12 protein-coding genes are annotated in these 11760 nt (G+C 35.5%); all 12 read left to right on the forward strand.

Going from position 1 to position 11760, the window contains the following annotated elements:
- Positions 1-44: 44 nt before the first annotated feature.
- The 12 genes from ACHRWY_RS11230 to ACHRWY_RS11285 all read left to right on the forward strand — a co-directional run bounded on the left by ACHRWY_RS11230 (position 45) and on the right by ACHRWY_RS11285 (position 11557).
- Positions 45-1511, forward strand: a complete 1467-nt coding sequence (locus ACHRWY_RS11230; protein ID WP_395354601.1) for an SGNH/GDSL hydrolase family protein — start codon at positions 45-47, stop codon at positions 1509-1511.
- A gap of 233 nt (positions 1512-1744) precedes the next feature.
- On the forward strand, positions 1745-3256 hold the full coding sequence (gene atpD, locus ACHRWY_RS11235; RefSeq protein WP_026984148.1) for a F0F1 ATP synthase subunit beta: 1512 nt from the start codon (positions 1745-1747) through the stop codon (positions 3254-3256).
- A gap of 86 nt (positions 3257-3342) precedes the next feature.
- A complete protein-coding gene (locus tag ACHRWY_RS11240; protein WP_395354603.1) occupies positions 3343-3624 on the forward strand; it encodes a F0F1 ATP synthase subunit epsilon in 282 nt (93 codons plus the stop codon).
- Positions 3625-3819: 195 nt separating this feature from the next.
- Positions 3820-4461, forward strand: a complete 642-nt coding sequence (locus tag ACHRWY_RS11245) for an NAD(P)-dependent oxidoreductase (protein ID WP_395354605.1) — start codon at positions 3820-3822, stop codon at positions 4459-4461.
- Between the two features lie 78 nt (positions 4462-4539).
- A complete protein-coding gene (locus tag ACHRWY_RS11250) occupies positions 4540-5676 on the forward strand; it encodes an aminotransferase class I/II-fold pyridoxal phosphate-dependent enzyme (RefSeq protein WP_395354606.1) in 1137 nt (378 codons plus the stop codon).
- Positions 5677-5901: 225 nt separating this feature from the next.
- Positions 5902-6084 (forward strand): hypothetical protein, encoded by a 183-nt coding sequence (locus tag ACHRWY_RS11255; RefSeq protein WP_395354608.1) that lies wholly within the window; start codon positions 5902-5904, stop codon positions 6082-6084.
- 50 nt (positions 6085-6134) lie between these two features.
- On the forward strand, positions 6135-6992 hold the full coding sequence (locus ACHRWY_RS11260) for a TraB/GumN family protein (RefSeq protein ID WP_395354609.1): 858 nt from the start codon (positions 6135-6137) through the stop codon (positions 6990-6992).
- A 7-nt stretch (positions 6993-6999) separates the two neighbouring features.
- Positions 7000-7503, forward strand: coding sequence for an RNA polymerase sigma factor (locus ACHRWY_RS11265; RefSeq protein ID WP_395354610.1), 504 nt, complete (start codon positions 7000-7002; stop codon positions 7501-7503).
- Complete coding sequence (locus ACHRWY_RS11270) at positions 7493-8107, forward strand: hypothetical protein (RefSeq protein ID WP_395354611.1); 615 nt, start codon at positions 7493-7495, stop codon at positions 8105-8107. Before ACHRWY_RS11265 ends, ACHRWY_RS11270 begins: the two co-directional genes overlap by 11 nt.
- 172 nt (positions 8108-8279) lie before the next feature.
- A complete protein-coding gene (gene bioD, locus ACHRWY_RS11275) occupies positions 8280-8897 on the forward strand; it encodes a dethiobiotin synthase (protein WP_395354613.1) in 618 nt (205 codons plus the stop codon).
- Positions 8898-8992: 95 nt separating this feature from the next.
- Entirely contained in the window at positions 8993-10264 is a 1272-nt protein-coding gene (gene bioA, locus ACHRWY_RS11280) for an adenosylmethionine--8-amino-7-oxononanoate transaminase (RefSeq protein ID WP_395354615.1), read from the forward strand.
- Positions 10265-10390: 126 nt separating this feature from the next.
- Entirely contained in the window at positions 10391-11557 is a 1167-nt protein-coding gene (locus tag ACHRWY_RS11285; protein ID WP_395354616.1) for a beta-ketoacyl synthase N-terminal-like domain-containing protein, read from the forward strand.
- The last annotated feature ends 203 nt before the right edge of the window (positions 11558-11760 follow it).

The following is an 11760-nucleotide window of genomic DNA, read 5'->3' on the forward strand; positions in this document are numbered from 1 at the left end:
ATAAATATAGAGAAGAAAGATGTAATAATTTTAAACTTAACAAGATGATAAAAAATATGAAATGGCTCTTATTGGTTTCTTTAACCTTTATGGCATGTAATAATGATGATAGCAGCGATACGCCGGCAGAAGTACCTGTTGTTCCCGGATCGGCAGTTTTTACAAAATTTATAGCGCTTGGAGATTCTTTCGCTGCGGGATATAGTGATAATGCTCTTTTTAAAAAGGGTCAGGAAGGATCTTATACCAATATCATGGCGCAACAATTTGCTGCTGCCGGAGGAGGGGCTTTTGCGACTCCGTTTATGAATGATAATCTGGGAGGGTTGTTGTTAGGGGGAAATGTTGTTGCGGGAACGCGTTTGTACTTTAACGGTCAGGCTCCGGTAAATGTTGCCGGAAAACCAACAACCGAAGTTACGGCTCATCTTACGGGGACATTTGGTAATTTAGGAGTTCCGGGGGCCAAAAGTTTTCACTTAGTGGCGCCGGGTTACGGGAATGTTGCAGGAGTAGCAACAGGAGCCTCGAATCCTTATTTTGCAAGATTTGCCAGTACCCCTTCTACTACGGTTTTGGCTGATGCTTTAGCACAATCTCCAACTTTTTTCTCTTTGTTTATTGGAGGAAACGATGTTTTGGCTTATGCTACTTCCGGAGGAATTGGAAAAGATCAAACCGGGAACCCGAATCCGGCAACATATTCCGGCAATGACATTACGGATCCAACTGTTTTTAAGACTATTTATTCTAATCTGGTAACGGCCTTAACGGCAAACGGTGCAAAAGGAGTGGTGGCCAATTTGCCGTATATTACAACTTTGCCTTATTTTACAACAGTTCCTTATAATCCTGCCCCGCTTACTGCTGCTTTGGCTGCCCAATTGAATGCAGGCTATGCGGTTTACAATGGGGGTTTAAAACAAATGGTAACGAATAAATTATTAACGCAGGAAGAGGCCACAAGAAGAACGATCAATTTTGTGGCAGGAAATAATGCGGTGGTTGTCGTAGATAGTTATCTGACTAATCTTGCGGCTTACGGACTTCCTTCTTACAGACAGGCAACCAAAGAAGATTTGGTAGTTTTATCAGCAAGAACGTTTATAGGGACTACAGTTGGCGGAGATGCTACAAAAGTAAACGGGCTTTCAGTGCCATTGGCTGATAGCTGGGTATTAACCAAAGATGAAATTGCTGAAGTTAAAAAAGCAACAGATGCTTATAATGTAACAATCCAGTCTATCGCAACAGAAAAAGGTTTGGCCTTTGTAGATACAAAAGCTGTAATGACACAGTTGTCAAGCGGAGGTTACAGATTTGGGAATTTTACAATGTCGGCGACGTATGTTACCGGAGGTGCTTTTTCTTTAGACGGAGTTCACCCGAGTGCAAGAGGATATGGCCTGATTGCTAATATTTTTATAGATGCCATAAATGCAAAATACGGTTCAACATTGCGTCATGTTGATTTGGCTTTATATCCAATTCAATATCCGGCAACGTTATAGTAAGCCATTTTATTTTTATAAAAGCCACGCATTTGTAAAATGTAGTGGCTTTTTTTATTTTTGTTAAAAAATGCCATTTTCCGTATTTGGGGCCTGACTTTTAGGAATCAAACAAAATAATAGTATTTTTTATAAAAAAAAATTGATTTTATATTTTAAAAAATTATCTTTGCGCTCTGAAAAAAGAGGTATTTTCGATAAACCTAAATAGCTATTTAATAAATACATAAGTAATGTCAAAAGTAATAGGAAAAGTTGCTCAAATCATTGGACCAGTAGTAGACGTAGTTTTCAACGGTAAAGATGTTGAACTTCCAAAAATTTATGATTCACTAGAAGTGACTAAAAAAGACGGAACTTTATTAGTTCTGGAAGTACAATCTCACATTGGTGAAAACACTGTTCGTACCATTTCTATGGACTCAACAGATGGATTGAGTAGAGGATATGAAGTAGTTGGAACTGGTAATCCAATCCAAATGCCAATAGGTCCAGACGTATATGGAAGATTATTCAATGTAATTGGAGATGCAATTGATGGTTTAGGAAACTTGCCAAAAACAGGAGAAAACGGTTTGTCTATTCACAGACAGGCACCAAAATTTGAAGATTTATCAACTTCATCAGAAGTTTTATTCACAGGTATTAAAGTAATCGATTTGATTGAGCCTTATGCAAAAGGAGGTAAAATTGGATTGTTTGGAGGTGCTGGTGTTGGTAAAACAGTATTGATTCAGGAGTTGATCAACAATATCGCAAAAGGTCACGGTGGACTTTCTGTATTCGCAGGAGTAGGAGAAAGAACACGTGAAGGAAATGACTTGCTTCGTGAGATGCTAGAGTCAGGAATTATTAAATACGGTGATGATTTCATGCACTCTATGGAAAATGGAGGATGGGATTTATCTAAAGTAGATATGCCGGGAATGAGAGAGTCAAAAGCTACTTTCGTTTTTGGACAAATGAATGAGCCTCCTGGAGCTCGTGCCCGTGTAGCACTTTCAGGATTGTCTATCGCTGAGTATTTCCGTGATGGAGCAGGAACTGATCAGGGTAAAGACGTATTGTTTTTCGTTGATAACATCTTCCGTTTTACACAAGCAGGTTCTGAAGTATCAGCACTTTTAGGGCGTATGCCTTCTGCAGTAGGATACCAACCAACTTTGGCAACAGAGATGGGAGCTATGCAAGAGCGTATTACATCTACAAACAAAGGATCTATTACATCTGTACAAGCGGTTTACGTTCCTGCGGATGACTTAACTGACCCGGCACCGGCAACAACATTTGCCCACTTAGATGCAACAACAGTATTGTCTCGTAAAATTGCTGAGTTAGGTATTTATCCAGCGGTTGACCCGTTAGATTCTACTTCAAGAATTTTAACTCCTCAAATTTTAGGAAATGAGCACTATGACTGTGCACAAAGAGTAAAAGAAATTCTTCAAAAATACAAACAATTGCAGGATATTATTGCAATCTTAGGTATGGAAGAATTATCAGAAGAAGATAAATTATCAGTATCAAGAGCACGTCGTGTTCAACGTTTCTTATCTCAACCCTTCCACGTAGCGGAGCAATTTACAGGTATTCCTGGAGTTTTGGTTGACATTAAAGATACTATCAAAGGATTTAACATGATCATCGACGGTGAATTAGATCATCTTCCGGAGGCAGCTTTCAACTTGAAAGGTTCTATCCAGGATGCTATCGAAGCTGGAGAAAAAATGTTGGCTGAAGCTTAATATAATTATGAATTGTGAGTTATAAGTTTTGAGTCTGTACTCACTTAACTTATAACTCATAACTTATAACTCATAACAAAAAAAAGATGATTTTAGAAATAGTATCACCAGAAGCAAAATTATTTTCAGGAGAAGTGACATCTGTTACATTGCCTGGAGTTGACGGAAGCTTTCAAATATTGAATCACCATGCTCCTATTGTTTCTATTCTTGAAAAAGGAACTATTAAAATTGTAGCGTCAAGTTTCAATTTTTCTAAAGATGTAGCGAGTAAATTCACGAAAGTAAATGACCAGACTTATACCTTAGAGATCACGTCAGGTACTATCGAAATGAAAGACAATAAAATTATTGTATTAGTGGACTAAAACAATTTTAAAATAAACAAAAAAGCCAAACAGAAATGTTTGGCTTTTTTTATTGCCATAAATGGTATATTTTTGAACTATTCTAATCTCTTTATAAAATATAGATTGTTTTATAAAAGCTCAGTAAGCTTTTATTATTATGCTTCATCAATCTGATGAAGCATAAATAACTATGTCAAATTTTATAAAGAATATATGATGAGAAATATAAATAAAGTTGCCGTTTTAGGCGGTGGCGGAAGAACTGGAAATTATCTTGTAAGCCAGTTATTGGAAAAAGGATTTAGCGTAAAACTTTTGCTTAGAAATCCGGAAAAGTTTACCATTCAAAATCCGGGAATTGAAATAATTAAGGGTGACGCCCTCGATTTAAAAACCATACAATTATTGCTTAAAGATTGTGAGGCTGTTATTAGTACAATTGGACAGCGACAGGATGAACCTCTCGTGGCCAGTGCGGCAAGCAGGAATATTTTGAAGGTAATGAAGGATTCCGGAATGGAGCGTTATGTATTATTAGCAGGATTAAACATCGATACTCCATTGGATAAAAAAAGTGCTAAAACAGCAGCTGCAACGGAATGGATGAAAACCAATTTTCCGATCATTCAGCAAGACCGGCAAAAGGCTTATGATTTTTTAGTGGAAAGCAATATAAATTGGACCCAGGTTCGTGTTCCTTTTATTGAATTTAATGATACAAGCTCTGAGATTTCAGTCCGTTTAGAAGATTGCCCGGGAGATAAAATCAGTGCAATTGATATCGCAAAATTCATGACTCAGGAAATGGCAGCATCCAAGTTTAGCAGACAATCACCGTTTATAAGTGCACTTTAAATAGTAAGTTAAAAACAGCGGGCATGTCAAACCCGCTGTTTTATTTAATATCAACTTCAATTTCATAACTTTGCTTTTATGAAATTACCGGATAATCTAATTCAGAAGCTCGAAAATCGCAAGCAGAATAATTCACTTAGAAAACTGCCTGTATTTAACAATTTAGTCGATTTCTCTTCGAATGACTATATCGGGTTTTCGAAATCAGAATCGATATTTAAGCTGACCCACGCTTATTTACTGGAAAATGGAATTTTTGAAAACGGCGCGACAGGTTCACGCTTAATTTCCGGCAATCATTCCTTGTATCAAATCACAGAAGCATTTATTGCGGAGTTTCATGACGCTGAATCGGCTTTAATCTTTAATTCGGGTTATGATGCCAATGTTGGTTTTTTTAGTGCTGTACCGCAGCGAAATGATGTTATTTTGTATGATGAGTTAAGTCATGCATCTATTCGTGACGGAATTACCTTGTCGAACGCTAAATCATATAAATTTAATCATAATGATTTTGAGGATTTAGAACGGCTCATTCAAAAATTTCGGGATACTAATATTTACATTGTTACTGAAACTGTTTTTTCTATGGATGGAGATAGTCCGAATTTAGAAGAATTAACAGAACTTTCTGAAAAATATAATTGTTACCTGATTGTTGATGAAGCCCATACTTTAGGTGTTTTTGGTGATAAAGGTGAAGGCTTAATGCAATCGCTGCAATTGCATAATAGGATCTTCGCCCGGATTATGACATTCGGAAAAGGTTTGGGATGTCACGGTTCAGTAATTTTAGGAAGCACTGAACTTAAAGAATATTTAGTAAACTTTGCCAGAAGTTTTATTTATACAACCGGATTATCGCCACATGCTGTTGCTACAATTTTAGTCGCCTACCAGCAATTAGAATTTGAAAAACAAACAATCGAAAGGTTACGTCACAATATTGTAATATTCAATCAACAAAAGAACCTGTTGGGTTTAAAGCCAATGTTTGTTCGAAGCAAATCCGCAATACAATCTGCAATAGTACCCGGAAATGAAAATGTAAAACGATTGGCCCAACAACTACAGGATAAAGGTTTTGATGTAAAACCAATTCTTTCCCCAACCGTTCCCCAAGGACAGGAGCGTTTACGTTTTTGTATTCATAGTTTTAATTCTGAAGAAGAAATCTGCCAGATTTTAGAGTTGTTGAGAGACTTTGTGTTTTAATATTATTCCGCCGGCATTCGCGAAAGTTTGACAAAGAGATACAAAGTTCATTTTGAAAATCTTTGTTTTTTTTCTTTATGAATCTCTCTGATATTTAGTCCGTATTTCATAAAAATATCTTTTAAAACATACACGTTTCCTCATTTCTTAAAAAAAAGGATTTTTTTTTGTAACGTTTTAAATGTTTGATTACTTACGAGTCGTAATCAAAAAAATAAAACCATTATGAAATCAAAATCAAATTCGTCAAAAGAAAATGTTTTCAATGTTATCCTTTTTGCTTCAATAGGATTCTTTTTAGGATTAGTAAGTTACTTTTTACTAAAAATCTTCAGCATCATTTTAACGGTCTCCATAGTTGTGGCAGTCGCAGCCTGGTCGAAGAAAAATAAAAACAATACATATTAAAAAGGAGTTTTAATCATCAACAAATCACAAAATAAAAATCAATCAACAACATGAAAAATTTATTACAATCAGCAGTAACCGCAATCGCAATTATTTGTAGTGCATCAACCGGGGCACAGACAAAAGCACCAAAATTAGAGAACTCTCTTTTATGGGAAATATCAGGAAACGGACTATCAAAACCATCTTATGTTTACGGAACGATTCATGGTATTTGTCCAAGTGATTATTTTATGGCAGAAAAAACAAAAATAGCATTTCAAAAATCAGATAAGCTAATTCTGGAAATTAATTTATCTGACCCAAATGAAATGGCAGAAGCACAAAAAAGGAATATTTCTTCAGAACCATTAAGCAAGAAGCTGGCGCCGGCACAATTGTCAAAGTTAGATTCGATTTTACAAAAAAATACCGGTTTTAAAGTAAAGCAATTGGATGGTTTTACTTTAGCAGCTGTTATGGGTTTTATTTCTGTAAAGACATTTGATTGTGAAACTTTGAAATCTTATGAATCAGATTTTATAGATTTGGCCAAAAAAGAAAATAAAACGATTGCAGGTTTTGAAACTGTACAAAAACAAACCGATATGTTAGCAAATGCCTATACGGATGCTGAACTGATGGAAACGGTTGGCGATTTTAGTAAAGCCGAGACCAGAGAAATGGTAGAAGATTATAAGGCAGAGAACTTGATGAATCTTAATGCTGCCAATGAAAAGGCAATGAATGCCAATGTTATAAAATTGATACTTGACGACAGGAATAAAGACTGGGCAAAGAGAATGCCTGAGATGATGAAAAAAGAAAGTTTGTTTGTGGCAGTTGGGGTAGGGCATTTGCCAGGTAAGGACGGAGTAATTAATTTATTGAGAAAAGCAGGATATAAAGTAAAACCGGTAACGAAATAAAATCGTTTTGAAAGAGAAAGAACAAGAATTTTTAAACAGGATCGAAAGCCATAAAGGAATACTGTACAAAGTTTCTAAAATGTACATGGATAATCAGGATGATCAACAGGATTTGTTTCAGGAGATTGTTTGTCAGCTTTGGAAATCGTATGATTCTTTTAGAAACGAAAGTCAGTTTTCGACCTGGATGTATCGTGTTGCCGTAAATACAGCTATCGTTTTCTTAAAGAAAGAAAAACGAAAGGTAGATAAATACGAAATCGCTTCAGAAAATATTAAGGAAGATGAAGGCGATTCGCATATAAAGGAAAGTCAGATCGATCATTTTTATAAAGCAGTTCAAAAACTCGAAAAAATTGATAAAGCGATTATTTTCTATCAGTTAGAAGGGTTTTCTCATAAAGAAATTGGAGAAAATCTTGGAATATCTGAAGGAAATGCCAGAGTAAAACTAAACAGGGCAAAAGAGAAATTAAAAGAAATAATTAAAAATCAAGGATATGGATTTTAACGATATACAAAATGCATGGAATAACGAAAAAACAGAGAATGTTGTTCTTCCGGATAATTTAGAAAAAATACAATCTGCAAATACACCTCTGGATAAGATTAGAAAAAACCTTAAATGTGAGTTTATTATACAGACAGTTTGCATTATTATATTTGGTTTTATACCTTTTATTTATGATTTCGAACCAAAAATAGCAAAGACCTATTATTTGTTCTTCAGCATATTTGTTGCGGTTTGCATTTATTATTTTGTAAAGTTGTATTTGTTTTATAAAAGAATCAGCAACATCACTTTAAAAACAAAAGACAGTTTGTATGAAACGTATTTTGATGTGAGACTGAATATGGAGCTCTACAAGACTTTTGGATTTGCTGTGACGCCCTTTGTAATTTTATTTCTAATTGGCTTTTTTTATACAAAGTTTACAAAAAACGATACTGTTCAAATCATTGATATTAGCGATTCTCAGCTGATTAGTTTTTTCCTGATAATTATTTTTTCAATTTTATTTATGGGAATATTTTTAGAATGGTGGGTACAATATTTTTATGGAAAATATGCCAAAGAAATTAGAAAAGTGATAGATGAACTAAAAGAAGAGTAACTTAAAACAATAAACCCATCGTAATGATGGGTTTTGTTTTTATTGGTATTTTTACAAGAATAAATTATAGCACAGCGATTCACAAAGAAAAATACAAAACAGCCAAAGTTAAAATAGATAATTTTGTGAGTCTCTGTTTTTTCTTTCTGAATCCCGATGAAACAAAAAAGGTATGAAAATATTTATAACAGGAATTTCGACTGATGTTGGTAAAACCATTAGTGCTGCAATCGTTGTTGAGGCTTTAGAAGCAGATTATTGGAAACCCATTCAGGCTGGGGATTTAGATAATTCGGATAGTCACAAAGTAAAATCGCAGGTTTCAAATTCCAAATCTCAATTTCATTTAAATGCTTATAAGTTAAACACGCCGGCAAGTCCGCATCTGGCTGCTGAAATTGACGGGATCAAAATTGACTTAAAGCAAATCGCAGAACCCGAAACTAAAAATCATCTGGTTATTGAAGGGGCCGGAGGAATTTTTGTTCCGTTGAATGATAAAGATTTAATTATAGATTTAATTCGGCCAGATTATAAAATAATTGTGGTTTCAAGGCATTATCTGGGAAGCATTAATCATACCTTATTGACGATAGAGGCTATCAGGAACCGCGGTTTTGAAGTCGCCGGGATTATCTTTAGCGGAAGCGAAAACAAATCGACAGAAAATTTAATTTTAAATAAAACCGGGATAAAATGCATTGGAAGAATCGATGAAGAACCCTATTTCGATCAAAATGTAATTCGTGAATACGCCGATTTGTTTAGAGACAATTTACTTGATTTATAGAAAAAAGATTCATAGAATAAAGAAAACAGACTTTCCTATCTTTGTCAAAAATTATGGGGTTTAGTCTTTTTTCTATACTCTAATATCTATATAAGATGACTTTAACAGAAAAAGACAGTCAGTACCTTTGGCATCCGTATACACAGCACAAGACTGCGCAAACACCAATTGCAATTTCAAGAGGTGACGGTGCCTTACTTTGGGATGAAAATGGTAAAGAATATATTGATGCGATTGCATCCTGGTGGGTAAACCCTTTTGGGCACAGCAATAAATTTATTGCCGATGCGATTTACAAACAATTGACCACTTTAGAGCATGTTTTGTTTGGAGGTTTTACACACGAACCCGCTATAAAAGTCGCAGAAAGACTGATTGAAATCCTGCCAAAAAATCAGCAGAAAATCTTTTTTTCTGATAATGGCTCAACAGCAGTTGAAGTGGCAATTAAAGTAGCTTTGCAGTATTTTTTCAATAAAAATGAAAAACGTACCACTATAATTGCTTTCGAAAATGCTTTTCATGGCGATACTTTTGCGGCAATGGCAGCAAGCGGAATTTCCTTTTATACCCAGGCTTTTCAGGGAATGTTTATAGATGTGGTTCGGATTCCGGTTCCGGTAAAAGGAAAAGAGCAGGAAAGTTTTGATGCGTTACAAAATGTAATTCAGAATTATAATTGTGCCGGTTTTATTTTTGAACCTTTGGTTCAGGGTGCTGCCGGAATGGTCATGTATGAACCTGAAGCATTAGCAAAACTGATTGGGATCTGCAATGAAAACAAAGTTTTGACCATTGCTGATGAAGTAATGACCGGTTTTGGTAAAACAGGAAAAACCTTTGCGATGGATTATGTTTCTCAGGAACCGGATATGATTTGTTTGTCGAAAGCCTTAACAGGAGGTACAATCCCAATGGCAATAACAACTTTTACTCAGGAAGTTTTTGATGCTTTTTATGATGATGATATCAATAAAGCTTTATTTCACGGACATACTTTTACAGCAAATCCGACAGGTTGCGCAGCAGCTTTGGCAAGCATGGATTTATTGCAAACAAATGAAATGCAGGATAATATCAAAAGAATCAATGCAAGTCATCTAGGTTTTCAAAAGAAAATTGAAACTCATTCAAAAGTAATTACGGCCAGAACACTAGGGGTTATTTTTGCGGTTGAAATCAAATCCGATTCAGAGGAAAGTTATTATGGTTCGATGCGAACAAAACTGTACAATTTCTTTATTGAAAAAGGAGTTATCTTAAGACCGGTTGGTAATATAGTGTATATCCTTCCTCCGTATATTATGACAGATAAACAGCTTCAAAAAGTTTATGCTATAATTGAAGAAGCTATAGATATGGTATAATAAAAAGAGATTAAGCTGATTTACACAGGTAAAAATAATTAATCTGTGGATATCGGTTTAATCCACATGATCGGGGTACCATCTTTCATAAAACTTCGCGAACTTCGCCATTAAAAAACACTAACATTGAATACTAAAATTGCTATAACAGCTTTTTCATCTATCTCACCTTTAGGAAATACTTCTGAAAGGGTCTGGGAGAAATATCTCGACCATCAGCATTGCTTTTCTAAACAGTTTTTAGATCAGCAAGAAACTTCTGTTGCCTCTCTTAATGCCGAATCGAAACAAATTGTGGCAGAAATACGCGAATCAGATATAAAATATAAGTTTTTAGATGATTCGGTTTTGTTTGCTATAGCAGCTTCCCGAAAAGCAGTTGAACAGGCAGGATGGAATTCAGGTGATGTCTTCGGAATTAATATGGGTTCGTCTCGTGGGGCTACAGATTTATTCGAGAAGCATTATAAGGAATATCTGGCTACCGGTAAAGCGCAAACTCTGGCTTCACCCACTACAACTTTAGGGAATATTTCTTCCTGGATTGCACACGATTTACAAAGTACCGGTCCTGAAATTTCACATTCAATCACGTGTTCAACCGCACTACACGCCTTGTTAAATGGTGTAGCATGGTTAAAATCAGGAATGGCTGATAAATTTTTGGTGGGAGGAAGCGAAGCACCTTTAACTGATTTTACGATTGCTCAAATGAGAGCACTCAAGATCTATTCCAGAATTAATCAGGACGAAGAACCCTGGCCAAATTTAGCTTTTGACTTTGATAAAACGCAGAACACCATGATTTTAGGTGAAGGGGCTGCGGTTTGTTGTTTAGAAGCTGGCGAATCTTCAAATGCTATTGCGTTTGTAACAGGCGTGGGTTATGCAACGGAGATTTTAGAACATAATATTTCAATCTCTGCAGAAGCGACCTGTTTTCAAAAATCGATGAAAATGGCTTTGAAAGGTGTAGATTTAGAAACCGTTGATGCTATTGTGATGCATGCTCCCGGAACAATAAAAGGGGACTTAACAGAGTTGCGCGCGATTGAAAAGGTTTTTGGGTCGAAATTACCCTTGTTAACCACGAATAAATGGAAAATCGGACATACTTTTGGCGCCTCCGGAATATTGAGCTTAGAATTGGCGCTTTTGATGTTTCAGCACGATACTTTTATCGGGATTCCTTTTGGTAAAAAGCAGCAGCAAACAAAACCCATTAAAAGGATTTTGATAAATGCGGTTGGCTTTGGAGGAAATGCAGTAAGTATTTTGATTGAGAAACCGTAATTTATTTATATCGCTTTTAAAATCCCATAAAAAAACCATTCTGTTTTGCAGAATGGTTTTTTTATGGGATTAAACTTTGTTTATTTATTATTGAAATATGATTTTTCTTGTTGTCGTAAAATCGTTTTCTAAAGTTATTTTCACTAATAGAACCTGATTAGCTGATGGCAGGTTTTGGATCTGTAATTCGGTACTGCCAACTT

Source organism: Flavobacterium sp. FlaQc-48, assembly GCF_044007335.1.
Taxonomy (GTDB): domain Bacteria; phylum Bacteroidota; class Bacteroidia; order Flavobacteriales; family Flavobacteriaceae; genus Flavobacterium.

Coding starts and splice junctions, on each gene's coding strand:
- ACHRWY_RS11250 (WP_395354606.1), top strand. CDS start 4,540: ATGAAATTACCGGATAATCTAATTCAGAAGCTCGAAAATCGCAAGCAG.
- ACHRWY_RS11245 (WP_395354605.1), top strand. CDS start 3,820: ATGATGAGAAATATAAATAAAGTTGCCGTTTTAGGCGGTGGCGGAAGA.
- bioD (WP_395354613.1), top strand. CDS start 8,280: ATGAAAATATTTATAACAGGAATTTCGACTGATGTTGGTAAAACCATT.
- ACHRWY_RS11260 (WP_395354609.1), top strand. CDS start 6,135: ATGAAAAATTTATTACAATCAGCAGTAACCGCAATCGCAATTATTTGT.
- ACHRWY_RS11230 (WP_395354601.1), top strand. CDS start 45: ATGATAAAAAATATGAAATGGCTCTTATTGGTTTCTTTAACCTTTATG.
- ACHRWY_RS11270 (WP_395354611.1), top strand. CDS start 7,493: ATGGATTTTAACGATATACAAAATGCATGGAATAACGAAAAAACAGAG.
- ACHRWY_RS11240 (WP_395354603.1), top strand. CDS start 3,343: ATGATTTTAGAAATAGTATCACCAGAAGCAAAATTATTTTCAGGAGAA.
- bioA (WP_395354615.1), top strand. CDS start 8,993: ATGACTTTAACAGAAAAAGACAGTCAGTACCTTTGGCATCCGTATACA.
- ACHRWY_RS11255 (WP_395354608.1), top strand. CDS start 5,902: ATGAAATCAAAATCAAATTCGTCAAAAGAAAATGTTTTCAATGTTATC.
- atpD (WP_026984148.1), top strand. CDS start 1,745: ATGTCAAAAGTAATAGGAAAAGTTGCTCAAATCATTGGACCAGTAGTA.